Below are 26203 nucleotides of genomic sequence, written 5' to 3' on the forward strand. Positions count from 1 at the left end.
GGCGGTACGGAAAATGCTTGTTCCCCGAGCGCCAAGCCACTGTCCGTTGCCTGGCCTCGTGCAAGGGAGAAACATTCCATGAATACCGTCGTCGCCCAGAGCCAAACACCGCGCATGAGCTGGGGAGCGATCTTCGCGGGCGTGAGCCTGTCGCTCGTCGTCTACCTGCTTCTCGGGGTGCTCGGCACCGCCGTCACCGTCACGCTGGCCAATCCGCTCGCACCGGGCTCCGGTGCGGGCACCGGCCCGTACACGGGCCTGTGGGTGGTCGCGAGCACCGCGGCGGCCGTCGCCTGCGGTTCCTATTTCGCCGGTCGCTTCGCCAACAACTACGGCGCCCTGCACGGCTTGCTGTCCTGGGCGCTGACCACGCTGCTCACGGTGTACATCTTCACCTCGTCGGCGGGCGGGATCTTCGGCATGGCCGCTTCCGCCGCGGCGGAAGGCCTGCTGCTCGCGCCCGAGAGCCTGAGCTGGGCTGCGTGGTGGACGCTGACCGCCCTGCTCGTGGGCGCCGTGATCGCCACGACCTGCGGCCACCTGGGCTACCGGGGCCAGCTCCTGGTGTATCGCGACGCCGATGGCCGCACCGAGGTGATCCGCGCCTGAGAGGCAAGCCCCCCTACGCGCTGACGCCCGCCCCCCAGGGGCGGCACTGGCGGACCGGCAAAGCCGGATCCGCTGTGCCCTGGATCGCATCACCACCGCTTCATACGCCGGGGCGGGCGCGCAGCGCCATGGATACCTGGGATGACGTGATCGGCTAGCCGCTTCAGGCCACGCCGTCGAACACCACGACCGAACGCGCCAGCTCGCCCCGGCGCAATTCGTCCAGGGCGTCGTTGATGCTCTCCAGGCCGATGCGCGAGGCGATGAGCTTGTCCAGGTGCAGCTTGCCCTGCAGGTAGAAGTCCACCAGCCCCGGCATGTCCACCGGGAAGCGGTTCGAGCCCATCAGGCTGCCCTGGATGCGCTTCTCGGACAGGAAGTCGGTGCCGCGCAGCTCGATCTTGACGCCCGGCGGGATCATGCCGATCACGTTGGCGGTACCGCCCCGGCGCAGCATGCGGAAAGCCTGCTCCGTCGTCACCTTCAGGCCGACCGCCTCGAAGCTGTGATGCACGCCGCCGTTCGTCATGTCCACCACGTCGGCGACGACATCCCCATCGGCCAGGACCGTGTCGGTGGCGCCGAAAGCGCGCGCCAGTTCGAGCTTGCCCGGCACCCGGTCGATCGCGATGATGCGCCCGGCGCCCGCAATCGCCGCTGCGTTGATGGCGCACAGGCCGATTCCGCCGCAGCCGATCACGGCCACCGTATCGCCCGGACGCACGCGCGAGGTGCGGGTCACGGCGCCGTAGCCCGTGACCGCGGCGCAGCCGATGAGGGCGGCCCGGTCGAGCGGCATGTCGCGACGGATCGCCACGCAGGCGTTCTCGTGCACCAGCATCTGCTCGGCGAATGCGCCCAGCCCCAGCAGTTGCTGCACCGGCACCTGCTCGCGCACCAGGCGCGGCTCGTCGTCAGGCTGCGGGCGCACGCGCGGGCTGACGCAACGCGACAGGAAACCGCTCACGCAATGCTCGCAGTAGCCGCAGAAGATCGACAGGCAGGTGACGACGTGATCGCCGGGCTTGACGGTGCCCACCTCGCTGCCCACCGCCTCGACGACGCCGGCCGCTTCGTGGCCCGGCACCACCGGCACCGGCGTGGGATAGATGCCGTCCGTGAAGTGCAGGTCGGAGTGGCACACGCCCACCGCGGCCGTGCGGATCAGCACTTCGCGCGGGCCGGGCTTGCGCACGGCGATGTCCTGGATCACCAGGGGTTGCTGGGGCTCGACGAGGACTGCGGCTTTCATGGGGACCATTCTCCTTGGCGATCGATCATTGAAAACGCATCATTGTCGCTCGGCGGCCCCCGCGGCCATGGCGGAAAACCCGCGTCCGTGCTGCATGGCGGAACACGGCCGCCGTGCCCGCACGGCGCCTCGGAGCCCGAGCCTCTCGCCACGACCCACCCCCTATTGCGTTTCTCCGCACGCCGAGTTAGTATCAAGGGCTTTTTTCCAAATTCCCCCACGTGTTGCACATAGCTCTTGCGAGCAGCCAAGGCGCAATGATGGCCGCGGCGCGACGTGGCAATGGGCCGGCAGCACCGCGGCGCATTGCATTGCATAGCGGCACACAGCCCTTTTCGCAGTGATGGTCTAGTAGCCATCCGGCCAAACGGAAAGATACGGCAGTCGGGGTCTTAGGCAATCGCAACGGCAAGCCGCCCACGGCGGCAAGGCAATGTCCCGGTTCTGGCCGGTGTGCCTGCTGCGATGATCGGGCACGGACGAGGCATAACGTCCTGGCCCACGGAAGAAAGCTCCTTTTTCACTCTTTTGGATTGACCGTCATGAAATCCTTTGTTGCCAAGCCGGCCGAAGTGAAGCGTGACTGGTATGTGATCGACGCGAAGGGCAAAGTCCTCGGTCGTGTGGCCAGCGAAGTCGCACACCGTCTGCGCGGAAAGCACAAGCCGGAATACACGCCCCACGTCGACACGGGCGATTACATCGTCATCATCAACGCTGCCGATATCGTCGTTACCGGGAACAAGGCGCTGGACAAGCGCTACTACCGCCACTCGGGCTACCCCGGTGGGATCACCGAAACCACGTTCGAGAAGATGCAACAGCGCTTCCCGGGCCGTGCGATCGAGAAGGCCGTCAAGGGCATGCTGCCCAAGGGCCCGCTCGGTTACGCGATGATCAAGAAGATGAAGATTTACGCCGGCGCGGAGCACCCGCACAGCGCTCAGCAGCCCAAGCCGCTCGAGCTCGCCTCCGCCGTCGCCAAGAGGAGCCGCGCATGATCGGTAACTGGAATTACGGCACTGGCCGTCGCAAGACGTCCGTCGCCCGCGTGTTCCTGAAGAAGGGCACGGGCCAAATCATCATCAACGGCAAGCCCGTCGACGAGTACTTCGGCCGCGAAACCGGCCGCATGGTCGTGCGCCAGCCGCTGGAACTCACCAACCACCTCGAATCGTTCGACTTCAAGGTCAACGTGCAGGGCGGTGGCGAATCGGGTCAGGCCGGCGCCGTGCGCCACGGCATCACCCGCGCGCTGATCGACTACGACGCGACGCTCAAGCCGACGCTCTCGCAAGCCGGTCTGGTCACGCGCGACGCCCGCGAAGTCGAACGCAAGAAGGTCGGCTTCCACAAGGCACGTCGCCGCAAGCAGTTCAGCAAGCGCTGATCGCTTCCCGGAGCAGGCTCGTATGGCTGCTCCCGGCAGGAAAAACGCCCCGGCATGCCGGGGCGTTTTTTTTATCAGCACTCCGCCCGCAGCCAGGCGGCACGGACTTCGGCGGCCAATGCGATCAGCAGTCGGCCGTACTCGGCCACCGTCGCTTCTTCCACATGCGGCAGCGGCTCCGGAAAGCTGATGTTGATCGCATACAGGACGCCGTCGGGCGCGCGCAGCGGTACCGCCAAAGAGGTCATGCCGGCCTGCCATTCCGCCCGGCAAAGCCCCACCTCCCGCACCGAGCGTATCGCCGCGTCTATCTCGGCCTGCACGCTCGGCCACGCTGCTCCGTGTGTCTGCCGCAAGCGCCGCAGCATGGTTTTCCGTTCGCCAGCCGGCAGGCCGGCCAGAAACGCCCGGCCCAGCGCCGTCAAGCTCATGGGAATGCGCGACCCGGGAACGATGCGGCGGAATATGCCCAGGCGGCTCAAGCGGACCGACTCCAGGTAGATCATGTCGGGCCCATCGGACTGAGCCAGGCCGACATTCACACGGCGCCCCTCCGCCAGCCCGCGCATGAGCGGCAGCGCGACTTCCAACCGGCGCTCCGAACTTCGATATGCCTGCGCCAGGCCGAGGCAGACCGCCGTCAGCCGGTAGCCTCGCTCGCCGTGGTCGTAGGCCAGGAATCCGGCGTCGACCAATGAGCGCGTCAGGCGACTGACGGTCGGACGCGGCAGGCCCGCGCGCGCGGCGAGCTCCGCATTGCAGAGCGCCCCGCCGCCCACGCGAAACGCTCTCAACAAGGCCAGTCCGCGCTCCAGCGACTGGCTGCCCGGTGTGCTCCTGACGAAGCTGCCGCTCGCTCGTGAACGGGCTCGCGTGGACATCACCGCAACCATGCTGATTTTTCGTAATTTCGCATTCCGAAATTCTAATCTTGTCGCGGCGTTCCGGCTTCCCGATACTGGCTGGCAAGCGCAACAGGAATGCAGCATATGGCAGAACAAAGCACCGAAAGACGATTCCCCGACCTGGACTATCGCGTCGAACAGCGCGTCGCCGTCATCACCTTCCACCGTCCGGACCGCCTGAACGCGTGGACGCGCACGCTGGAAGCGTCGCTGCGGCAGGCGCTCGATACCGCGGCGCAGGACGACGAGGTCCGCTGCATCGTACTCACCGGCGCAGGCCGCGCCTTCTGCGCCGGCATCGACATGCAGATGCCGGGCGACGGCGATATCCCGGGTCGGTCCGGCGATGCGCGGGACGAAGCGCAGCGCTACGGGTACATCGGGCAGATCGAGAAGCCGCTGATCGCCGCCATCAACGGCGCAGCCGTCGGCGTCGGGCTGTGCATCGCACTGTACTGCGACCTGCGCTACGCAGCAGCAGGCGCGAAGATCGCAGCGCCGTATGCCCGGCGCGGGCTGGCCGCCGAGCATGGGATCGCGTGGCTGCTGCCCCGGCTCATCGGGCCGATGCATGCGATGGACATGCTGCTGAGCGGCAGGACGCTGACGGCCGAGGAAGCGGACCGCATGGGGCTCGTGCACTGCCTCCCGGCGCAAGGCTTCATGGACGCCGTGCTGCTGAAGGCCCGCGAACTTGCCGGCACCACGTCGCCGCGCTCGGTGCGCGTCATGAAGCGCCAAGTCAACGAGGCCCGCTACCAGACGCTCGGCGTAGCGACGCAAGCCGCCGATCGCGAGATCGCCGCGTGCCGAGACACCGAAGACTTTCGCGAGGGCGTACGGCACTTCCTGGAGAAGCGCGCGCCCCGCTTTACGGGAAGATGATCATGCAAGGTCAACAACCGACCGCCATCCACCCCCTGCGCGGAATACGCGTCATCGAGATGGGGCAAAACATTGCCGGCCCCTATGCGAGCGAGATCCTCGCCACGCTGGGCGCGGACGTCGTCAAGGTCGAGCGACCGGGCACCGGCGACGATGCGCGCGGCTGGGGGCCGCCGTTCTGGCGCGAGACGGCCACGACGTTCCAGGCCATGAACCACGGCAAGCGCAGCATCGTGCTCGATCTGAAGTCGCCCGAGCACGTGCGCTGGCTGCGCGACTACGCGACCGAAGCCGACGTATTCGTCCAGAACATGCGGCCGGGGGCGCTGGCGGAACTCGGACTGGGGCCGGATGTGCTCTGCGCCGCCAATCCGCGCCTGGTCTACTGCTCGCTTTCCGCGTTCGGCCACAAAGGTCCCAAGCATCTGAGCCCCGGCTACGAGCCCATCGTGCAAGCGTATGCAGGGCTGTTCAGCGTCAACGGGGCGCAGGACGGGCCACCCGCCCGCGTGGGCATGCAGGTGCTCGATCTCGGCAGTGGGGTATGGGCAGCCCTGGGCTGCATCGCAGCGCTCTTTCAGCGCGCGAGTACCCAGCGCGGCTGCGTGGTCGACACCTCGCTCTTCGAAACCGCGCTGGGATGGCTGCAGGTCCTGCTGGCCGGCTTCCAGGCCACGGGCGAACAGCCCGCCCGGCATCGCAGCGGCAATCCGAACGTCGTCGTTTTCCAGGCACTCCCGACGGCCGACGGGGAAGTGCTCGTGGCCGCGGCCAACGACCGCCTGTTCGCGAAACTCGCACGCATCGTCGGCCGGGAGGCCTGGACACAGGACCCGCGCTACGCCAGCAATGCCCTGCGCGTGCAGCACAAAGCCGAACTCCTGGCCGAACTTCACACGCTGTTCCGGCAACGCTCGTCGGCCGTGTGGATCGATGCGCTGGAACAGGCCGGCATCCCGTGCAGCCCCGTGCAGGACTTCGAGCAGGTCATGGCCCAGCCGCAGACGCAGGCGCTCGGCATCTTCCAGACCATCCCCGGCCTGGGCCTCGACATCGTCGGGCTGCCGGTGTCGTTCGACGGCCATCGCCCGCCGGTGAACTCCCGCGCGCCCGAGCTCGGCGAGCATACACAAGAGCTTTGCAAAGGCCTGCGCTGAAAGCGCGGCAAACATCGACCAGAAACAGGAGACAACGATGCGCAGGAGACAATGGCTGCAATTGCTGGCCGCGGCGGTGCTGGCGAGCGGGGTGCCCGCATGGGCTCAGGACAAGCCGATACAGATCATCGTGCCTTTCGGGCCGGGCGGATCGGGCGACATCTCTGCGCGGCTGCTGGCCGAGTTCCTCACCAAGAAGACCGGTCGCACCGTGGTGGTCGACAATCGCCCGGGCGCGAGCGGCATCATCGGCGTAGGGGCCGTGCGCAACGCGCCTGCGGACGGCTCGGTGCTGCTGCTCGCGACCACCTCGACGCATCTGGCCAACCCCAGCCTCTTTCGCAACCTGCCTTACGACCCCGGCGAAGACTTTCGCCTGGTCGGCTCGTTCGGTCCGGGCTCGACCTACATGCTGGTCCGGCCCGACGCGCCCTACAAGGACCTGCCCGCTTTCATCGAGGCAGCGAAAGGCCGACCGGGGACGATCAACTACGGCTACTTCAATGCCACGTCGCAGGTCACCGGCGCGCTGTTCGCACACGAAGCCGGCATCGAACTCACCGGGATTCCCTACAAGCAGGTGGGCCAGGCCATGGCCGATCTGATCGCCGGCCAGATCCAGGTCGTGTTCACCGACACGGTGCAAGGCGACGGCTTCGTCTCGTCAGGACAATTGCGTGCGCTCGCCGCGCACAGCGATACTCGCCTGGAACGCTTTCCGGACGTCCCCTTGATTGGGGAAAGCGTCCCGGACTTCACCATCCGCGGCGGCTTCCTGGGCATCGCGGTGCCGACTGCCACACCGCTGGAGACGCAACAGACGTTGAACCAGTGGATCAACGAGGCCATCACCACCGAGCCGCTGCACGCGCGCCTGAGAGAATTCGCATTTGCCCCGGAAGAAGTGACGCTGGACGAACTCGCGCGATTCGAGCGGGAAGAGCGCGAGAAATGGAAGCAATACGTCGAGATCGCGGGGATCGAACCACAATGAGCGCTTCCTCCATGATTCCGGACCCCTCGTCGGGGCTGCACCGCCTGGACTCGGGCCACGAACATGTCGGGCTGCTGGAGCTCGCGCACCCGCCCTACAACTACTTGAACGCGCCTTTGCTGGCAGCCTTGGCGGACACCCTCGAAGCCTTCGATGCGGACCCCGGCGTGCGCTGCATCGTGCTGGCGGCGCGCGGACGCGCCTTCAGCGCAGGCGCCGACTTCGGCGGCGGGGCCAATGACCCCGAGTCCCTGTATACGCAGGCGATGCGCCTGTTCCGGACGAGCAAACCGGTGGTGGCCGCCGTCCACGGCGCCGCCATCGGCGCCGGCCTGGGGCTGGCGCTGGCGGCCGACTTCCGCGTCACCTGCTCCCAAGCTCGATACTCCGCCAACTTCAACCGCTTGGGTTTCCACCCGGGGTTCGGGCTGAGCGTCACCCTGCCCAGACTGCTCGGCCCGCAGCAGGCCAGCTTGCTCCTCTACACGGGCCGCCGCATCGACGGCACCGAGGCGGTGCGCATCGGCTTGGCTGACGTCCTGGCCGAAGAAGACAAGGTACGAGTGCATGCGCTGGCCCTGGCCGCCGAGATCGCCGCCTCCGCCCCGCTCGCGGTGACAAGCACGCGAGCCACCCTGCGGGCAGGGCTCGCGGATGAGGTACAGCGCGTGAACGAGCGTGAGCGCAAACTCCAACTGGCGCAGTTCGCCACCGAGGATTTCCGGGAAGGCGTCCAGGCCATGGCGGAACGCAGGCTGCCGCAGTTCCGCGGGAAGTAAGACGCTGTCGCGGCCCCGGCTGAACTGCGCACCGGCAAGAAGGCCCGAGTTCAGTGCAATACAGGACTCGCAGGCCACCGCATCCGGTTGTGCATGAGCCGGGAGCCGGCCCGCCCCGTCGACCGGCCGGCTACGGCGTCACCGAGCCGAACGCGCGGGGCGGGCGCACCAGGTCGGCGTCGGCATGCGAGAGCAGCTCGCTCAGATGCTTGCCGGCAGCAACGACGGCTTCGCAGAAAGCCGGCAGTTTCTTGCTGTCTAGCCGTTCCTGGGAACCGGCGATGCCGATGCTTCCGATCACCAGTTCGTCCGCATTGAACAACGGCGCCGAGACACCGAACACGCCAGGATTGAATTCGCCGTAAGTCACGACGTAGCCCTTGCGCCGGATGCCGGCGAGCGTGCTGCGAAAACCTTGCCAATCGGTGCCCAGTCCCGCCAGGGCGATGCTGCGCTGATGCTGCTCGAAGATGCGGCGCAGGCGATGCGGCGGAACATACGGCAGGATGATTTTCGAGGCCGCGGCGGTGAAGAGCGGCCGCCGCTGCCCGCGCGAGAACAGCGTGGGGGGAGCGCCTTCGGCCAGATGCTCGCGTATGCACATCACGGAGTCGCGGTAGAGCGCGCACAGGAGGGCCGAATGGCCCGTCAGCTCGACCAGGGACGGCAAGACCTGCCCACCCACCCGGTACAGCGGGTCCGCCAAGCGGATCTGTCGATCGAACTCCACGATCCGGGGGCCCAGCACGTAGTGCCCGTTCGCCACGGCTTCGATCAGCCCGGCCTCGTGGAGCGCCTTGATGTAGCGGTACGAGGTCGAGCGCGAAGTACCCAGGTAGTTGACCAGATCCGTCACGGGCCGCACGGGTGCGGAAGGCGTGAAGATATCCAGCAGTCCGAGCATCCGCTCCAGGCTGCTCTGCGCGTCGCCGTCCTTCTCCGACGCCTTGGCGGCCGCCGCATCGCGCCCGGACGGCGTGCGTTTGGCGGGAGCATTTCTGGCCATTTCGTTCCTTGTTCACCCTTGACGGCCCGCGTCCCCGCCGGCGCGTCGGCCCGATGCGACGCCGCCGATGCCATCGTCTGATCTCGAATCGCGGATCGTGGGATCCGAGCGCGAAATATACCAGCACGCATTGTTCGCCGGGCGGTGCGACCCGCGACTTGCCGGCGGCAGCCGCGCAAGCGCGGGCGCGCCGCCCCTTCTCAACAATATCCCGCAATATCGGATTAAACAGAACCCCCTGCGACACCCGTCGCCCCCCGCGAGGCCGGGGCGGCGAACGGCGGGCCGCGGCGTCACTCCATCTTGATATCGGCGTCCTTGATCACCTTGGCCCAGCGCTCGGTCTCCTCGTGCAGAAAGCTCGCGAACGCCTGCGGCGAATCGGCCACCGGCTCCACTCCCTGGGCCTGCAGCGTAGCCTGCACCTCGGGCAGGTAGATGGCCTTGTGCACCTCCTGCTGCAGACGGTCGATGACCGCCGGCGGTGTACCGGCCGGCACGGCCATGCCGAACCAGTTGGTGACGACGAAACCGGGCAGCGTCTCGTTCACCGTGGGAACGTCCGGCAGCGCGGCAAGCCGCTGTTCGCCGGTGGTGGCGATCGCGCGCAGGCGCCCCGCCTGCACGAACGGGATGCCGATGGCGGCCGCCTCGAAGGTGAGCTGCACCTGCCCGGCCACCAGATCGTTGATGCTGGGACTGCTGCCCTTGTACGGCACGTGGACCATCTCCACGCCCGCGGCGGAATTGAACATCTCGGCCGCCATGTGCGGCAGCCCGCCGTTGCCGCTGGACGAGAAGTGCACCTGGCCGGGCCGTTCACGCGCATAGGCGACCAACTCGTCCACGGTGTTCACCGGCACCTTCGGGTTCACGTAGATCACGAAGCCCGACGAAGCGACCAGCGTCACCGGGTCGAAGTCCTTCTCGATGCTGAACGTCAGGTTCGTCATGAGCGACGGCGTGATCGCGAAGTTGCCCATGGTGCCCATGAACACCGTGTAGCCGTCCGGTTCGGCCCGGGCGACGGCCTGGGTGCCGATGACGCCGCCGGCGCCCGGCCGGTTGTCGATGAGCACGGATTGCCCCATCGACTCCGCCATCCGGGGTGCGATCGTGCGCGCGATGGTATCGATCGCTCCCCCCGGCGGGAAGCCGATGACGATGCGGATGGGCCGGGTCGGGAAGTCGGCGGCGGCTGCCGAGGCGGCGGCGAGCGCCATGGCCGTGGCCGCCACGGCCTTGTACAGATATCGCATGCTGGGTCTCCTTGGGTTGAATAGTAATTTTTCCTACATGGTAGGATAATATTTAACAACAGCCAATGACCAACCGGGTGCAGGCGGGCACAGGAGACGCAAGAGCAATGAAGCAACGGATCGAGGTCTACGCCGGGACTGCCGGCCATTCCGCATGGTTCAGCGACGACTGCGGGCAGACCTGGGTACATCCCAACAGCCATTCCGGCATGTATCTGGAAGCCCGGGTCTGGACGTTCTGCCACCATCCCGATGCGCCGGAGCATCTGTATGCCGGCACCGACATGGGTGTGTTCCGCTGGAGCGAGCGCACCGCACGCTGGACGGCCATCGCCTCTCCCATGCAGGATGTCTGGGCCCTGGCGCAGGATCCGCGCGATCCGAACACCCTGTACGCGGGCACTCGCCCGGCGGGCTTCTTGCGCAGCGAAGACGGCGGTGCGCACTGGGAAGAACTGAGGGTGCCGGGCCTCGCGGCGTTCTCCGAGATCAACAGGGGGCCGACCCGGGTCACGCAGATCCTGTTCGACCCGACGGATGCGGACACGCTGTGGGCCTCGGTCGAGATCGGCGGCATTTTCCGCAGCCGCGATCGCGGCCGTACCTGGACGCCGCAGTCCGAAGGCCTGGTGTCCGCCGACGTCCACGGCCTGGCGTGCATCCGGGACGGCCAGGGCCGCAAGATCCTCTTCGCGACGACCAACCGCGGCCTGCATCGCAGCGAGGACGAAGGCGACACCTGGACTTTCCAGCTCCTGGACTCGCCATGGCAGTACACGCGCGCCATCGTGCCCGGCGCCGGCGACGACGCGGTGCTGTTCCTGGCCAACGGCAACGGCCCGCCCGGAAACGCCGGACGCCTGCTGCGCAGCGAGGACTACGGCCGCATGTGGCGCGACGCCGGGCTGCCGGGGCCGCTGAACAGCAGCGTCTGGTGCGTGGCCTGCCACCCGTTCGACCCCGCCCTGGTCTTCGTCGCCACCAACCTCGGCCAGTTGTTCCGCAGCACCGACGGCGGGCTGGCCTGGGAGCGATTGCCGCACGAGTTCGGCGAGATCCGGGCGCTGTGCTGGCGGCCGATCACCGTCGCACCGGACCGCCCGCCCCATTCCCTGACGGTACGCCCGCCCGTCACCGCCCCTGCACCCACCTCCGACACCGCCCTGCCATGAACCAGATCCGCTTTCCCGATATCGCCCCTGACGACATGACGCCGCAGCAGTCGGCCGTCGCCGCGGAGATCGCCGCCGGCCCCCGCGGCAGCGTCAAGGGACCGTTCCTGCCGCTGATGCACCACCCCGAGCTTGCGCGCCGCTTGCAGCGGCTGGGCGAGCATCTGCGCTTCGGTACCGGGCTGCCGCCCGAACTGATCGAACTCGCCGTGCTGCTGGTCGCGCGCCATTGGCAATGCCAGTACGAGTGGTTCGCACATGCGCGCATCGCCCGCGAGACGACCAGCCTGCCGCCATCCGTGATCGACGCCATCGCGCGCGGCGACACCCCGCCCGGCATGAGCGCCGAACAGGCCGAGGTGCACCGGTTCTGCAGCGAAGTCCTGCGCAGCGGGGAGGCCGGCGACGCCAGCTTCGCGGCGGTGCTCGAGCGCTACGGCCGGCAGGGCGCCCTGGACCTGATCGCGCTCTGCGGCTACTACAGCCTGCTCGCCATGGTCCTGAACACGGCGCGGGTCCCGCTGCCGGCGGGCGTGTCGCCGCCACTCCCGCCCCTGCCGGGCAAAACCGACGGAGGCTGAACATGGCCACCCCCCTGAACGTGGGCCTCATGGTGCCCGCCAACAACACCACCATGGAAGGCGAAATGCTGGGCTGGCTGCCGCCGGGCAGCACCTGTCGCACGCTGCGCGTGCCGCGCGGCAACGGCCTGCTCACCGCCGAAACGCTGCCCGCCTACAAGGCGGCGGCGGTGGAACTGGCCGCCCGGTTCGATCGCGACACACTGGACGTGATCGCCTACGGCTGCACGGCCGCCGGCTTCATCCTCGGCCCCGAAGGCGACGCCGGGATCGCCGCCGATCTGGCCCGGGTCACCGGCAAACCGGTCGTCACCACGGCCAGCGCCATGGTCCACGCGCTGCAGCAAGCCGGCGCGCGCCGCATCAACGTACTCACGCCTTACCTGGACGACGTCAACGAGCGCATCCGCCGCTTTCTCGCGGCCGGCGGCATCGACGTCGAGCGCCTGGACAGCTTCCTCGCGCCCGACGTGCAGGCCCTGGGCCGCATCACCGCGGAACAGGTTCGCGCACGTGCCGAGCCGTTGCTCGAGCCCGACGTCGACGCCCTGTTCATCGCCTGCTCGCAGTTGCCCACGCTGAGCGTGATCGCCCCCCTCGCCGAGCGCTTCGGCAAACCCGTGCTGTCCTCGATCCAGGTCACGGCACAACGCGCGATGCAATACGTGCCTTGATGCCCCAGGCACGCCCGACGACTTGCACAGACTGATCCGAATCAGCACCCCCACCCTATAGAGGAGACATCACCATGAGCCCGAAACTGCTGCCGGCAGCCTTGCTTGCCCTTGGCCTGGCTTCGGCGGCGCAGGCCCAGAATGCCTGGCCCGACAAACCCATACGCATCATCGTGCCGTTCACGGCGGGCTCTTTCACCGACACCGCAGCGCGCGCGGTCGGCAACGAATTGTCCACCCAGCTCGGCCAGCCCATCGTGGTGGAGAACCGGGGCGGCGCCGGCAGCATGCTCGGCACCGACGTCGTGGCCAAGGCGGCCCCGGACGGCTATACCTTCCTGCTCACCGACAACTCGTTCCCCGTCTCGGCCGCCCTCTACCAGAAACTGCCGTATCGGCCGTTCGAGGACCTCATGCAGGTCACGCTGGTGGCCGAGGCCCCCGCCGTGATGGTCGGGCGCCCCGACCTGCCGACCAAGACCCTCAAGGAAACCCTGGACCGGGCAAAGGAACAGCCGGACACGCTCACCTTCGGCTCGGGCGGACAGGGCTCGTCCGCCCACCTGGCGATGGAGCAACTGCTGCTCGAGGCCGGCGTGCAGGCCGTCCACGTCCCCTTCAAGGGTGTCGCTGCCGCCATGATCGAAATCGCCGCCGGGCGCGTGGACGTGGGCATCGGCAGCGTCGGCTCGACCGTGCAGTACATCGGGGACAACCGCCTGCTCGGCCTCGCGATCAGCGGCGAGCAGCGCCATCCGATGTTCCCGGAAGTACCCACGTTTGCCGAGGCCGGCTACCCCGAATACGACATGATGTACCGATTCGGCATCATGGCTCCGGCCGGCACCCCGGCCGAGATCGTCGACCGCCTGCAGAAGGGCGTGGCCCAGGCCTTACAGAACCCGCGGGTACAGGAGACGTTCAGGTCGGCCGGCGTCGAACCCAAGGCCAGCACCCCGGCCGAATACGCCAAGCTGACGCGCGACGAGAGCGAGACCTGGAAGGGCGTGATCCAGCGCGCCAATGTGAAGGTGGACTAGGATGCCCCCCTACGCGCTGACGCGCGCCCCCCTCAGGGGGGCGGCACCGGCCGACCGGCAAAGCCGGCTCGGCGGTGCCCTGGATCGGATCGCCGCAACGCTTCTTCCTTCCCGGCGGCATGCCGGGTTCTTCCGGAGCAATTGATGCATTTCCCCTTCGAAAACAGCGCCCGCAGCCGGCTGCAACGCGGCGAACTGGTGCTCTGCATGGGCCTGCGCCAGGCCCGCACGGTGGACATCGCGCCGATGGTGCAGGCCTGCGGGTTCGACGCGCTCTACCTCGACATGGAACACAGCCCGATCTCGCTGGAGACCGTCGCGGCCATCTGCACTGCCGCGGTGGGTTTCGGCATCACGCCGCTGGTCCGGGTGCCGGGCCATGACAGCGAACACCTGTCGCGCGCGCTGGACGGTGGCGCGCTGGGCATCATCGTGCCGCACGTGGACACCGTGGAACAGGCGCACGCCATCGTGCATGCGGGCAAGTACCCGCCGATCGGGCACCGTTCGGTCATGGGCAGCGGGCCGACCCTGGGCTATCGCAGCCTGGGGCTGGCCGAGATCAACGCCACGCTGAACCGCGAGACCCTGCTGATCGCCATGCTGGAGACGCCCGCCGGCATCGCCAACGCCGATGCCATCGCCGCCGTGCCGGGCATCGACATGCTGCTGATCGGCGCCAACGACCTGTGCACCGAAATGGGCATCCCGGGCCAGTTGCGCCATCCCAACCTGTTCTCGGCCTTCGAGACGGTCGCCGACGCCTGCCGCACCCACGGCAAGGTACTGGGCGTAGGCGGCGTGCGCGGCGACGCCGAGCTGCAGGGCCGCCTGCTCGGGCTCGGCGCGCGCTTTCTCATCGCCGGCAGCGACGTGACCTATCTGATGCAGGCGGCCCGCAAGGACGCGGACGCGCTGCGCGCCCTTGCGGGCACGGCCTGAAGGAGTTCCCCTTGTCCCATCCCCATGAACACGAAGCGCCGGCAGTCGCCGCGCCGGCGCTCGCCTGCGACAGCCACTTCCACGTCTTCGGCCCGGCCGAGCGCTATCCCCACGGCGCCGAATTGCGCTATGCGCCGCCGCTCGCCCCGCTGGCCGACTACCTCGCCCTGGCTCGCCTGCTGGGCATCGAGCGCTACGTATTCGTGCAGCCCAGCGCCTACGGCCGCGACAATCGCTGCATGCTGGACGCCATGCGGGAAGTGGGCGACGCATGCCGGGGCATCGTCGACATCGACGAGAACGCACCGGACAGCGAACTCGCGCAACTGCACGCGCAAGGCGTGCGCGGCGTGCGCATCAACGTGCGGCCGATCAAGCCCTACGAAGCCGGCTTCGCGCCGACGCTGCTGCCCCGCATCGAGCGCCTGGCGGCGCGCTGCGCCGAGATCGGCTGGCACCTGGACTTCCTGCTGCCGGGCTGGCTCACCACCGAGCTGATGCCGCAGTTGCGCGCCCTGCGGCTGCCGTTCACCCTGGCGCACCTGGGCATGCACCTGGCGCGCGACGGCGTCGAGGCGCCGGGTTACGCCGAGCTGCTCGATCTCCTGCGCCACGGCGAGGGCTATTGTCGGGTCAAGCTGACCGGCATCTACCGCATTTCCACCGCGCCCGGCTTCAGCGACGTGGGGCCGATGGTGCGGGCGCTGCTCGAGGCCGCGCCCGACCGTCTGCTCTGGGGCAGCGACTACCCGCACCTCTCGTTCGCGCAGAACAGCTCGGTCGCTCTGTTCAACAAGCTGGCCGAATGGGTGCCCGAGGCCGGCATGCGCCAGCGCATCCTGGTCGACAATCCGGCCGAGCTGTTCGGGTTCCGAGAGGAGCGGGCCGCGGCGCCGCCGCAGCCGCGCCGCGGCCAGGACGATCGCACCGTCCCCTGATCGCCCTCATCGCATGCCGAAAGCCTATGCGAAGAACGCCAGCTCCAGCTCCACGCCGCCCGTGAGGGCGGCGTCGACGGTTGCACGGTGCTCGATGCTCTCGGAGAACAGGCCGAGCAGGGCGTCGCGGGCCATGCCGGCTTCGAGCTGCTGCACCCAGTAGGCGCCGCCGGCCGTATCGGCATCGCGATCCAGCACCGTGCCATACAGCATGTCGACGAAGTCTGCGTGGCTCACATCGGCGACGTTCCCATTGGCCGCGGCGAACTCGTCCGAACCGAGGAAGCTGCGGGCGAGCGAGAGCAGATTCCCGCTGGCGTCCATGTCGCGCACCCAGTAGCTGATGCCTTCGATATCCGGCGCCCGGTCGAGGGCGGCCTCGTACATGCGATGCACCTGGCCCGGCGCGTCGTCCAGATCGAAGGCAAGGATCTTGTCGTCGAACATCAGACGCTCCACGTCGATCAGGACGCTGCTGCCGGTCGGGCCGCTCACGCTCGCGGGCAGGCCGTTCTCGCCCAGCGTGATGTCGTACGCAGCGGCGTCGCCGTCGAAGCGCGCGTGGTCCAGCCCGGCCCCGCCATCCAGGCGGTCGTCGCCACCCCCACCGTGCAGGATGTCGTTGCCGGCCCCGCCACGGATGTCGTCGTCGCCATCGGTGCCGACCAGGGTCTCCCCGCCGTCGCCGCCGACGATCGGCTCGGGGGTGCCCGGCTCGCCGGGCTGGCCGTCCGTGCCTTCGAGCACGCTGTCCTCGCGCACCGACAGGTTCTGGATCCGCTCGTCCTGGGCTGCGGCGGTGTCGGCCTCGCCGTAGGCGGTCTCGGGGGTGGCGTGGAACTGGCCCAGGTAGTTGGCCAGCGCGTGCTGTTCGCCCATCACATTGTCGGGCACGTCGGTGGTCAGGTCGTCCCACGCGACGGGCTCGGACAGCGTACCGTCCTCCAGCACGAAGCGAAAGTTCGTGGCGTTGGCCTGGATCGGATAGCCGTCGCCGTCCTGGGCCGTGAAATTCAGCGTGACCACCGAAATGGTGGCAGGCGCGCCGGCGACCAACTGGCCGTCGTCGTACAGGGCCAGCTTGTTGCCCTCGGCATCGACCAAAGCGACGTCCTGGACCCGCTGGCCCGCCGGCAGGGCCGGGTCGTACGAGAACGACACGCCGCCCACTTGCGGGTAGCCGCCGTTGCCGGGGTTCAGGCCGGCGCCATAGTTCAGAATGGCCAGCAGCCCTTCGGGCGTGGTGTCGAACACCGCCAGCTTGTTGTCGAAGCGCAGCGCGTTCTCGATGTCGAGCTGGGAGATGCCGCCCGCCTCCTTGCCCGCGGCCGGGTTGGCGATATTGCCGGTCTTGTCGCCCGTGGCCGGGTCGACCGCGCCGATCGAGGCGCGGATTCCGCCGCCGTTCTTGAGCGATACGATGAAACCGTCGTCGGCGGCGGCCTGGGCGGCCCATGCATTGGCATCGGCGGTGAGATTGCCGAGGTTGGTCTCCTGGGTTCGGCCGAAAGTCCGATCGCCTTCGAGAAAGACGCTCGAGTAGCCGTACACCGTGCCGTCCTTGCCGGCGATCAAGGCGTCCACCGCCTCGGTGATCTCGCGCACCGTTCCGCCGATGCTGCCCTCGGCGAAGGCGGCGTCGATGTCGGCGCCGTACACGCTCTCCACGGTGTCCTGCGTCGCCGAGTAGGCGCCGTTGATCGCCTCGTCCAGGCTCTCCAGGAGGAGGCGGCCCTCGGCGTCGAACTCAACGACCAGCCGGCCGAGATAGGTATATTCGCCGTCGGTGGAGACGATCAGGGTGTCGCCGCCGTCGGCGCCCTGCGCCAGATAGGGATAGCCCTCGGCAAAGGCGCGGCCCGGGAAGGCGGTGTCGTCGGCATCGCCCATCGCGGTGTGCGAGCCGGCGGCGAGGATGATGTCCACGCCTTCGAGCAGGCCGGCCAGCGCCTTCTCGTTGCCCAGCTCCTGCAGGTGCGACAGCAGGATGATCTTGTTCACGCCCCGTTCGACGAGAGCATCGATCTCGAGCTGTAGCTGTTCGGCCAGCAGCGCCATGTCGTCCTGCTCCTGGCCGTCGCCGGGCTGGCCGGCGGTCGGAAAGCCCGCCACCTCGGTGCCGGTGGGCGAGGAGATCCGCTCCAGCATCTGGGTGGTCGCGCCGACCAGGCCGATCGTCTCGCCGCTCTGCTCGATCACGGCCGAAGGCACGAACTTGCCGGCGACAGCGCCGAGCGCCTGCCCGCCGTCGGCCGTCAGGGCATTGATGGCGCTGTCGGCACTGTAGTCCAGGTTGGCCGACAGGTAGGGGAATAGCGCGCCGGCATAGTCGCCGGACGGTGTGACGGCGTCGGCGAGCACGCTGGAACCGAGGTCCCACTCATGGTTGCCCACCGCCGAGGCGTCCACGCCCAGCGCGTTGAGGATGGCGATGTCCGGGCGGCCCGCGCCGGCCGCGCCGATCACTGCGGCCAGCGACGGGTCGGCGCCGGCCGTCATGAAGGGTCCGGGAATGAAGTTGTCGCCGCCGGACAGCACCAGCGTGTTGACATACTCGTCGTCGAACCAGTCGATCAGTGCGCCCAGGTACGGCGCGGTCTGTCCGGCCAGCAGGCCGGCCTCGGCATCGCTGAAATGCAGCAACTGCAGTACGAAGACCTCGTCCTCGTTGCTCTCGCCCAGGTCCAGCCCGACCAGCACCGGATCGTGGTCCGACACGCGCGCCATGGCGCCGGCATCGAAGATCGCGGGGTCGCGGCCGTAGTCGAGGTTGTAGTCCAGCGCGTCGGCCTCGTCGGCGTTGATGTGCCATTGCGTCACGCCGGTCACCTGGGCCAGGGCCGTGGCGCTCGACAGGATGTAGTCGAGCGAGCCCTTCTGGCCGTCGAAGACGTAGGAGTACGGATCGTCCAGCAAGTCTTCCAGGTTCGTGTAGCCGGCCGCCGCGAGCAGGGCCAGCGGGCCTTCCATGGCATACGCGTTCAGGTCGCCCAGGACGAAGATGTCCTCGTCGACCGAGCCGGTGGGGTCGCTCTCCAGCCACTGGGCCACGGCCTGCGCCGCGAGTTCGCGCTGCTGGTTCCAGGCGCCGGCGCCGTCCACCTGGTCGGCATCCGCCCCCGAGTCCGGGCCGCTGCCCTTGGACTTGAAGTGGTTCAGGGCGGCCGTGAAGCTCTCCCCGCTGGCGATCTCCTCGAAGGTGACCGCCAGCGGATTGCGGCTGGTGTTCTCGCCGTCGAAGATGCCGCCCACCGTGCTCTGCGCGAGCAGCGCGTCGCCGCCTTCCATCTGCGCCAGCGCGGCGTCGTTCAGGATCGCCGGCTCGGTGCCCTCGGCGATGCGCACGGCGGACGTCTTGTAGATGAAGCCCACGCCGATGGCGTCGCCGCCGACGTGCTGGCGGCCCGGGTCGACCCACGCATAGTGGTCTTGCTCGGGCAGCGCGGCATTCAATTGTGCCACCAGGTACTCGATGGCGTTGCCCGGCGAACCGGGCAGAAAGTCGTTCTCCAGCTCGACCAGGCCCACCACGTCGGCGTCCATGCCCTTGAGCACGTTGACGAGCTTGGCCGTCTGGCGGTCGAATTCCGCCTGGCTGTCAGCACCGCGCGGATCGAAGCCGTTGACCGTGCTCGCCGTGTCCTGGTCGATGGTGCGGAAGTAGTTGAGCACGTTCAGGCCGGCGAGCTTGAGCGTGCCGCCGACGTCGGCCGGTGCGTCCTCGCGCAGGTTCACTCGCTCGAAGGTGTTGTCGCCGTCCTCGACCGAGCGTACGCGCCAGGCATCGTGGGCGTAGTCGAGCACCCCGGTGAGCCCGTCGATCGTATCGCCCATGCGCGGCGCATTGGCCGTGGCGTAGTCCGCGTAGCCGTCCAGGTAGCCGATGGGCTGGTTCTGCGCCGACAGGCCATCGTCGTAGGTGATGGTGCGCTGGGCCAGGTCGCGCAGGTGGGCATCGTAGCCCTGCGCATCCGGCACGTTGTCCACCGTGTACTGTGTCGGACGCTCGCCGGCCGCCAGCTTGACCTCGTTGTAGCGGTCGAGGTCGTACTGCTCGGTCAGCGTGAGCGTCTCGTTGAAGCGCACGAGCATGCCTTCATAGGCCGACAGGTCCGGCTGGTAGACCCCGGGTTCGATCTCGTTGACCGCCAGCGAGGGGAAGTCGACCGCCACCGCCATCGAATCCACGTCGGCAACTGCGCCGGCCTGCACCACGTCGACCTGGGTGGCCGTGACCTGGGTCTTGCCGAAGTACTCGGAGACCGTGCCGGTCACCATCACCTTGTCGCCCAACTGCACGTCCACGTCGAGAGCGGCGGCATAGACGAAGATGCCCTCGGAAGTGGCAGCGTCGTCGTCGTGCTCGGCCGTTTCGGCCTGCAGGAAGAAGCCGCCCAGGTTGCGCCCGTCGTCGGCATCGCCGTTCTGAAAATCGCCCACGACGATGGCCTGCAGCGTCACTTGCTGCCCGACCAGCGGGCTTGCGGCGCCAGCGCCCTGGATGGCGTGGATCTGGGTCAGGGGGGCGGGCCCTTCGCCGCCGTCGGCCAGCGCGCCGCTCGGCGCGAGCGTGCTGTAGAACTTGCCGTCGTTGCCGTTGTCGAGCACCCGGCCCCAGCCCGCGAGATCGGTACCGGCGGTTCCGGCGATCTCGACGGATTCATCGAGGTCGGCCCCGGCGTTGTCGTAATGGAATTCGTTGATCCGGACGGACACGTCGTGTTCTCCCGCGCAGGTCTAGGTCTGAGCTCGCGCGCCGGCGCGCCTGCAGTGGCGTCTGCATCGCACAACGGATGCGGGGCGCCCTACCCGGGGGAGCGCGGACATCCAGGCGTGGAGCCCGCCGGCGAGACTGTAGACAGCCCAGGTGACCTGCCGGTTAAGACAGCGTGACCGGTGCATGACAGACAATGGACGTTGCTATGATGGCCCGATCCACCGATGCCGGAGTTCTGCATGCCCGACGTTCTGCTTTCGCCGTCCTTCATCTCGCGCCACGGGGACGACGCCCTGGCCGCCGCGCCGCGCGAATACGCGCTCAATCTCCTGCCCTTCGACGACGCCCATCCGCCGGCAGGCCTGCACGGCGTGCAGGCCGCCTTCATGTCGCTCGACATGCTGCCCTCCGTGCGGGGCAATGCCGACTATCTGCAGGCCTTCTTCGGGGCGCTGCAGCGCGCCCCCAATCTGCGCTGGCTGCACGTCGGCATCGCCGGCACCGACATGCCCGCGCTGCTGGAACTGGCGCGCCGTGGCGTCACCATCACCAGCTCGTCCGGCGCCAACGCCGACGCCGTGGCGCAGCAGGCCATCGCCGGCATGCTGGCGCTCGCGCGGCGCGTGCCGGACTGGGTGCTGGCCCAGAAGGAACACCGCTGGCAGCCGTACCGGCGCGATCAGGTGCCGGCCGACGTGAATGGCAGCACGGCGGTCATCGTAGGGCTGGGCGAAATCGGCCGGCGCATCGCGCGCATCTGCCGCGCGATGGACATGCGGGTGATCGGCGTGCGCCGCCACGCGAGCCCGGACGAGAACTGCGATGAGGTGGTCGCGCCCGAGCGGCTGCACGAGATCGCGCCGGACACGCAGTGGCTGTTCCTCGCCTGCCCCCTGACCACGCAGACTCGCAATCTGGCCGGCGCCGAACTCCTGGCGCGGCTGCCGGCCGAGTGCCGCATCGTCAACGTCGGCCGCGGCGGGGTGCTCGACGAGGAAGCCCTGCTGGCGGCGCTGCGTGAACGGCGCCTGGCCGGCGCCTATCTCGACGTTTTCGACGCCGAGCCGCTACCGGTCGACTCGCCGCTGTGGGACGCGCCCGAGCTGCTCATCTCGCCGCACGTGGGCGGTGCCTCGCGCGGTTTCGCGGGCCGCGGCGCCGACCTTTTCATCGACAACCTGCGCCGCTACACGCGCGGCGAGGCGCTGCGCAATCTGGCGCGCTTCGAAGCCTGAAGACGCGCCCGAGCACGCGCGGGCACCTTGCCCACGAGGGTCGGGCGGCGCACACTGACGGTTTTCGAGCCGCAGCCTGCGCCCCGCCATGCCTGGAATCCTCCTGTCCCAACCCATCATCGACGTCTACGGCGATCAGGTGCTCGCCGCCCTGCCCGCCGGGATGTCCATGCAACTCGTGACGAACAGCGCGGCGCGCCCGCTGGACGACGCCACCCGCGACAGCCTGGAAGTCGCGTTCCTGTCGGTCGACCAGATCGGCCCGCACGCCTGCAACGGCAACGGCAAGGACCTGCCCGCCTTCTTCGACACGCTGCTGGCGGCGCCCAACCTGCGCTGGCTGCATATCTGCAGCGCGGGCACCGACCGGCCGCAACTCGCCCAGCTCGCGCAGCGCGGCGTTGTCGTCACGCACTCCTCCGGGGCCAATGCCGCCGCCGTCGCCCACGTGGCCATGGCGGGCATGCTGGCACTGGCGCGCGACGTACCCATGTGGGTGCGAGCCCAGGCGGAACACCGCTGGCAGACGCAACGCCACGAGGCCTCGCCGCTCGACATCGACGGCACCACGGCCGTGGTGCTGGGCCTGGGCGAGATCGGCCGACGCATCGCGAAGGCCTGCCGCGCGCTGGACATGCACGTGATCGGCGTGCGGCGCCGCGCGCAGGCCGACCCCTGCTGCGATCGTGTGGTTGCCACCGCCGCCCTGCGCGACGTGGTGCGCGAGGCCCAGTGGCTGTTCGTGGCCTGCCCGCTGTCGGACGAAACGCGCAACCTGGTCGACGGCGAGATCCTGGCGCTGATGCCGCGCGAAGGCCGCCTGGTCAATGTGGGCCGCGGCGGAGTGGTCGACGAGCGCGACCTCCTGGCCGCCCTGCGTGCCGGCGACATCGCGGGCGCCTACATGGACGTCTTCGCCACCGAGCCGTTGCCGCCCGACTCCCCCCTCTGGGACGCCCCCAACCTGCTCGTGTCGGCGCACAGCGCGGGCGCTTCGCGCGGCTTCGGGCCGCGCACGGCGGCGCGCTTCATCGACAACCTGCACCGCTGGTCGCGCGGACAGGCGCTCAAGGACGTGGCGACGTTCCCCGGCTGACGCTCGAGCGCGCCTCACACTCGGAGAGCAATGCTTACGCCTCGTCGCCCGGCCGGTTTGCCCGGCTCGGCCGATCGGGAGGATAATGGCTACTTTATTGCAATACGACGATGCGGCGCGCCAGCGCCGCCGCCCTGGCCACGGCGAGCCGCTCCGGACACCACACCCGGGCTTGCTCCGTGCCGCAGCGAACCCACCGGCCTTTTGTCATCCCGTTGTCCAGCGATGCCGTGCCTGCGCCGGCCGGAGCCGCCGTGCGAGGTGAACCGCCGCGCGGCGCCGTCGCATCGTCGGCCCAAAATGCAGGTTGAGCATGGCGCGTAGTGGATCTTTCTGGGCCGCCCTGGTACTGGGCACGGCCCTTGGTGCGGGTGCGACTTTCGCCTGGCTGCACGAGCCCCCGCCCGACCCCGGAGCAGGCCCCACGCTCGCCGAACAGGTCGAGCAGCTCCTGGGCGACATCGACACCGTGACGGCCGAGCGCGACGGGCTGCGCGGCGAACTGGATGCCGCCGGCAAGCGCGAAGCGGCTTTCACCGAAGCGGCCGCGCAACGCGTCAAGGAAATGGACGCCGTCATAGACAAGTGGCGTACGCAAGCCGCGGCCCTGCAGTCGAAACTGGAGGAAAGCGCGAGCCGCCTGGCGGTCGCCGAATCCGCCCGCGATCACCTCGCGGCCGAACTCACCGCCTCTCAGCAGGAAGTGGCCGCCCTGCAGCAGAATCTGGCCTTCTTCGAGAACCTCATCCCCGCCGGCACCAAGCCCGGGCCGGTGAGCATCCGCTCGGCGCAAGTCGAACCCGATGGCGCGCATCTGCGCTATCGGGTGTTGATCATGCGCAACGGCCCCTCGGGCGACGGCCGCTTCAAGGGCAGCCTGCGCTTCATGGCGACTGGCACCCGACGGGGCGAGAGTGCTACCATAACCCTTGAACCCGTGGCAAGCGCCCCCACCTCCCAAGCAGCAAGCGAGCGCGCTGCCATTCCTCTCGAATTCCAGCAGTATCAACGCGCCGACGGGCAACTCGCCCTTCCCGAAGATTTCGTTCCCGAATCCGTGACCGTGCGCGTGCTGGAAGGCAGGAAAGTCCTCTCCGAACACGCCGTCGGGTTGACCCCCAAGGAGTCATCACCATGAATGCCATCGCCGAAAACGTCTCCCTCGATGCCCCGCCCGTCCCGCTCGTCTTCACCGACTCGGCCGCGGCCAAGGTCAAAGATCTGATCCTCGAAGAGAACAACCCCGAACTCAAGCTGCGCGTCTTCGTCCAGGGTGGCGGCTGTTCCGGCTTCCAGTACGGTTTCACCTTCGACGAGGTCATCAACGAGGACGACACCGCCCTCGACAAGAACGGCGTGCAGTTGCTCATCGACCCGATGAGCCTGCAATACCTCATGGGCGCGGAGATCGACTACAAGGAAGATCTGCAGGGCGCCCAGTTCGTGATCCGCAATCCGAACGCCGCCAGTACCTGCGGCTGCGGCTCGTCCTTCTCGGTCTGACGACGGGCCCCAGCCGCCGGCATCGCCCTCGAGGGCGAGGGCTGGCGAGGCAAGCCCGCCCACCTGTCCGAACGCCCGGCTCCGCCGGGCGTCGGCGCTTCTGCGGCCTGTCCCCGGGCGCGCGCTCCTCCCGGCGCCGCTGCGCACCCAGGCGATAATCCCGCTTTCCCGAACCGCGCCTTCTTCCCCGACCCGCATGGCCCTCATCACGCTCACCAACGTCCAGCTCGCCTTCGGCCACGTGCCCCTGCTCGACCATGCCGACTTCTCGCTCGAAGCCGGTGAGCGGGTCGGCCTGATCGGGCGCAACGGCACGGGGAAGTCTTCGCTGCTGAACATCCTGGCCGGCCTCGCCCTGCCCGACGACGGCCAACTGGTGCGCAGCGGCACGGTGCGCGCGGCCCTGGTCCGCCAGGAGCCCGACCTGGACGACACCCAGACCCTCTTCGAGGCCGTGCTCGACCAGCCCGTAGGGTCGGTGGACGCGAGCGAGCCGGATGCCTGGCGGCGGCCCGCCATGGTCCATACCCTGCTCGATCGGCTGCGCATGCCGCCCGACGCGCCGGTGGCCGGGCTGTCCGGCGGCATGCGCAAGCGGGTGGCCCTGGCGCGCGCCCTGGCCTGCGAGCCCGACGTGCTGCTGCTCGACGAACCCACCAACCACCTGGATTTCGAAGGCATCGCCTGGCTCGAGGAAACCCTGCGCAGCTTCCCGGGCAGCATCGTCGTCATCACCCACGACCGGCGCTTTCTCGACGCCGTGGCCACCCGCATCGTCGAACTGGACCGCGGCAGGCTCGCCAGCTTTCCGGGCAATTTCAGCGCCTACCAGCAGCGCAAGGCCGAGCAGCTCGCCGCCGAGGCCCTGGAGAACGCGCGCTTCGACAAGCTGCTCGCCCAGGAGGAAGTCTGGATACGCAAGGGCGTGGAGGCGCGCCGCACGCGCAACGAGGGCCGCGTGCGGCGCCTCGAATCGCTGCGCCGTGAACGCGCCGAGCGCCGCGAGCGCACCGGCAACGTCAACCTGGCGGTGGACGTGGGCCAGCGCTCGGGCAAGCTGGTGGCCGAACTCACCGACGTGAACAAGCGCTTCGGCGACAAGGTGGTGGTGCGCGACTACAGCAGCACGGTGATGCGGGGCGACCGTATCGGCCTGATCGGCCCCAACGGCGCCGGCAAGACCACCCTGCTCAAGATCATCCTCGGCAAACTCGAACCGGATTCGGGCAGTGTGCGCCTGGGCACCAACCTGGAGATCGCCTACTTCGACCAGATGCGCGAGCAACTGGACGAGGAAGCCACGCTGGCCGACATCATCAGCCCGGGCAGCGAGTGGGTGGAGATCGGCAGCCAGCGCAAGCACGTCATGAGCTACCTGGGCGACTTCCTGTTTCCGCCGGCTCGCGCCCAGTCGCCCGTGAAGAGCCTGTCGGGCGGCGAACGCGCGCGCCTGCTGCTCGCGCGGCTGTTCGCCCGCCCCGCCAACGTGATGGTGCTCGACGAGCCGACCAACGACCTGGACATCGAAACCCTGGAGCTGCTGGAAGAACTGCTGCAGGACTACAGCGGCACGGTCTTCCTGGTCAGCCACGATCGCGCCTTCCTCAACAACGTCGTGACTTCCACCATCGCCTACGAAGGCGAAGGCAACTGGCGCGACTACGTGGGCGGCTACGACGACTGGCTCGAACAGCGTCCCGCGCCGGCGGCCGAGCAAAGCGCGCCGGCCAAGCCGGCCAAGCCCAAGGCCGACAAGCCGAAGACGCAGGAGGAGGCGCCGCGCAAGGCCGCCGCCCCGAAGCGCCTGACCACCTGGGAACTGCGCGAACTGGAAGGTTTGCCGGCCGCCATCGAAGCGCTGGAGGCGGAGCAGGCCGAACTCACCGGCAGACTCGCGGATCCCGATCTCTACAAGGATGGCAACGACGCGGCGGCCGCCGTGCATGCGCGCATCGAGGCGATCGAAACCGAGATGCTCGAGAAGATGGAGCGCTGGGAGGCGCTGGAAGCGCGGCGCTGACGCCCGGGCCCGGCAGCGCCCCCCGCCCTGGCGCAGCGCCTAGGAGCCC

23 protein-coding genes are annotated in these 26203 nt (G+C 68.6%); 18 read left to right on the forward strand and 5 right to left on the reverse strand.

Translation table 11 applies throughout. The features are described from left to right. The first annotated feature begins 78 nt into the window (after positions 1-78). Positions 79-609: a hypothetical protein gene (locus FOZ76_RS16600; protein ID WP_143949371.1), complete on the forward strand. Its 531-nt coding sequence runs from the start codon at positions 79-81 to the stop codon at positions 607-609. A 163-nt stretch (positions 610-772) separates the two neighbouring features. Here FOZ76_RS16600 and FOZ76_RS16605 read toward each other — a convergent pair whose 3' ends face one another. Next, a complete protein-coding gene (locus FOZ76_RS16605) occupies positions 773-1861 on the reverse strand; it encodes a Zn-dependent alcohol dehydrogenase (RefSeq protein WP_143949372.1) in 1089 nt (362 codons plus the stop codon). A gap of 542 nt (positions 1862-2403) precedes the next feature. Here FOZ76_RS16605 and rplM point away from each other — a divergent pair. Next, entirely contained in the window at positions 2404-2862 is a 459-nt protein-coding gene (gene rplM / locus FOZ76_RS16610; RefSeq protein ID WP_143949373.1) for a 50S ribosomal protein L13, read from the forward strand. Next, positions 2859-3251, forward strand: coding sequence for a 30S ribosomal protein S9 (rpsI, locus tag FOZ76_RS16615; RefSeq protein WP_143949374.1), 393 nt, complete (start codon positions 2859-2861; stop codon positions 3249-3251). The genes rplM and rpsI overlap by 4 nt, the downstream gene beginning before the upstream one ends. Positions 3252-3325: 74 nt before the next feature. On the opposite strand, the gene FOZ76_RS16620 is transcribed toward rpsI, so the two are convergent. After that, positions 3326-4240: an IclR family transcriptional regulator gene (locus tag FOZ76_RS16620; protein ID WP_143949375.1), complete on the reverse strand. Its 915-nt coding sequence runs from the start codon at positions 4238-4240 to the stop codon at positions 3326-3328. Here FOZ76_RS16620 and FOZ76_RS16625 point away from each other — a divergent pair, their 5' ends adjacent. Genes FOZ76_RS16625 through FOZ76_RS16640 form a run of 4 tightly spaced genes read left to right on the forward strand, consistent with a single transcriptional unit; the run spans position 4241 to position 7971 of the window. After that, positions 4241-5041: an enoyl-CoA hydratase-related protein gene (locus FOZ76_RS16625; protein WP_143949376.1), complete on the forward strand. Its 801-nt coding sequence runs from the start codon at positions 4241-4243 to the stop codon at positions 5039-5041. It begins immediately after the preceding gene. Between the two features lie 2 nt (positions 5042-5043). Next, positions 5044-6198, forward strand: coding sequence for a CaiB/BaiF CoA transferase family protein (locus FOZ76_RS16630; RefSeq protein ID WP_170235494.1), 1155 nt, complete (start codon positions 5044-5046; stop codon positions 6196-6198). Between the two features lie 37 nt (positions 6199-6235). Continuing rightward, the gene (locus FOZ76_RS16635; RefSeq protein ID WP_143949378.1) at positions 6236-7192 is read left to right on the forward strand and encodes a Bug family tripartite tricarboxylate transporter substrate binding protein; all 957 of its coding nucleotides are present in this window, start codon (positions 6236-6238) and stop codon (positions 7190-7192) included. Next, the gene (locus tag FOZ76_RS16640; RefSeq protein WP_246129568.1) at positions 7189-7971 is read left to right on the forward strand and encodes an enoyl-CoA hydratase/isomerase family protein; all 783 of its coding nucleotides are present in this window, start codon (positions 7189-7191) and stop codon (positions 7969-7971) included. The genes FOZ76_RS16635 and FOZ76_RS16640 overlap by 4 nt, the downstream gene beginning before the upstream one ends. 130 nt (positions 7972-8101) lie before the next feature. Here FOZ76_RS16640 and FOZ76_RS16645 read toward each other — a convergent pair whose 3' ends face one another. Then, positions 8102-8977 (reverse strand): IclR family transcriptional regulator, encoded by an 876-nt coding sequence (locus FOZ76_RS16645; protein ID WP_143949379.1) that lies wholly within the window; start codon positions 8975-8977, stop codon positions 8102-8104. Positions 8978-9270: 293 nt separating this feature from the next. Beyond that, the gene (locus FOZ76_RS16650) at positions 9271-10236 is read right to left on the reverse strand and encodes a tripartite tricarboxylate transporter substrate binding protein (protein ID WP_143949380.1); all 966 of its coding nucleotides are present in this window, start codon (positions 10234-10236) and stop codon (positions 9271-9273) included. 107 nt (positions 10237-10343) lie between these two features. On the opposite strand from FOZ76_RS16650, the gene FOZ76_RS16655 reads away from it, so the two are divergent. The 6 genes from FOZ76_RS16655 to FOZ76_RS16680 all read left to right on the forward strand — a co-directional run bounded on the left by FOZ76_RS16655 (position 10344) and on the right by FOZ76_RS16680 (position 15583). Further along, positions 10344-11408, forward strand: coding sequence for a WD40/YVTN/BNR-like repeat-containing protein (locus FOZ76_RS16655; protein WP_143949381.1), 1065 nt, complete (start codon positions 10344-10346; stop codon positions 11406-11408). Next, a complete protein-coding gene (locus FOZ76_RS16660; RefSeq protein ID WP_143949382.1) occupies positions 11405-11989 on the forward strand; it encodes a carboxymuconolactone decarboxylase family protein in 585 nt (194 codons plus the stop codon). The genes FOZ76_RS16655 and FOZ76_RS16660 overlap by 4 nt, the downstream gene beginning before the upstream one ends. 2 nt (positions 11990-11991) lie before the next feature. After that, complete coding sequence (locus tag FOZ76_RS16665; protein WP_170235495.1) at positions 11992-12663, forward strand: maleate cis-trans isomerase family protein; 672 nt, start codon at positions 11992-11994, stop codon at positions 12661-12663. 74 nt (positions 12664-12737) lie between these two features. Further along, positions 12738-13703 (forward strand): tripartite tricarboxylate transporter substrate binding protein, encoded by a 966-nt coding sequence (locus FOZ76_RS16670; protein WP_143949384.1) that lies wholly within the window; start codon positions 12738-12740, stop codon positions 13701-13703. A gap of 144 nt (positions 13704-13847) precedes the next feature. Continuing rightward, complete coding sequence (locus FOZ76_RS16675) at positions 13848-14645, forward strand: HpcH/HpaI aldolase family protein (RefSeq protein ID WP_143949385.1); 798 nt, start codon at positions 13848-13850, stop codon at positions 14643-14645. Positions 14646-14656: 11 nt separating this feature from the next. Next, on the forward strand, positions 14657-15583 hold the full coding sequence (locus tag FOZ76_RS16680) for an amidohydrolase family protein (RefSeq protein ID WP_170235496.1): 927 nt from the start codon (positions 14657-14659) through the stop codon (positions 15581-15583). Positions 15584-15607: 24 nt separating this feature from the next. On the opposite strand, the gene FOZ76_RS16685 is transcribed toward FOZ76_RS16680, so the two are convergent. Beyond that, positions 15608-20299: an ExeM/NucH family extracellular endonuclease gene (locus FOZ76_RS16685; RefSeq protein WP_143949387.1), complete on the reverse strand. Its 4692-nt coding sequence runs from the start codon at positions 20297-20299 to the stop codon at positions 15608-15610. 240 nt (positions 20300-20539) lie between these two features. Here FOZ76_RS16685 and FOZ76_RS16690 point away from each other — a divergent pair, with 240 nt between their 5' ends. From FOZ76_RS16690 to FOZ76_RS16710, 5 genes are all read left to right on the forward strand, one after another. Next, positions 20540-21535: a D-2-hydroxyacid dehydrogenase gene (locus FOZ76_RS16690; RefSeq protein WP_143949388.1), complete on the forward strand. Its 996-nt coding sequence runs from the start codon at positions 20540-20542 to the stop codon at positions 21533-21535. A gap of 88 nt (positions 21536-21623) precedes the next feature. Next, positions 21624-22631 carry a D-2-hydroxyacid dehydrogenase gene (locus FOZ76_RS16695; protein WP_143949389.1) on the forward strand — a complete coding sequence of 336 codons (1008 nt, stop codon included), beginning with the start codon at positions 21624-21626 and terminating at the stop codon, positions 22629-22631. Between the two features lie 313 nt (positions 22632-22944). Then, the gene (locus FOZ76_RS16700) at positions 22945-23769 is read left to right on the forward strand and encodes a DUF6776 family protein (RefSeq protein WP_143949390.1); all 825 of its coding nucleotides are present in this window, start codon (positions 22945-22947) and stop codon (positions 23767-23769) included. Then, positions 23766-24134, forward strand: coding sequence for an iron-sulfur cluster insertion protein ErpA (erpA, locus tag FOZ76_RS16705; RefSeq protein ID WP_143949391.1), 369 nt, complete (start codon positions 23766-23768; stop codon positions 24132-24134). The genes FOZ76_RS16700 and erpA overlap by 4 nt, the downstream gene beginning before the upstream one ends. A gap of 196 nt (positions 24135-24330) precedes the next feature. Beyond that, on the forward strand, positions 24331-26154 hold the full coding sequence (locus FOZ76_RS16710; protein ID WP_143949392.1) for an ATP-binding cassette domain-containing protein: 1824 nt from the start codon (positions 24331-24333) through the stop codon (positions 26152-26154). Positions 26155-26203: the final 49 nt, after the last annotated feature.

This window comes from Verticiella sediminum (assembly GCF_007558815.1).
In the GTDB taxonomy this organism is placed as follows: Bacteria; Pseudomonadota; Gammaproteobacteria; order Burkholderiales; family Burkholderiaceae_B; genus Verticiella; species Verticiella sediminum.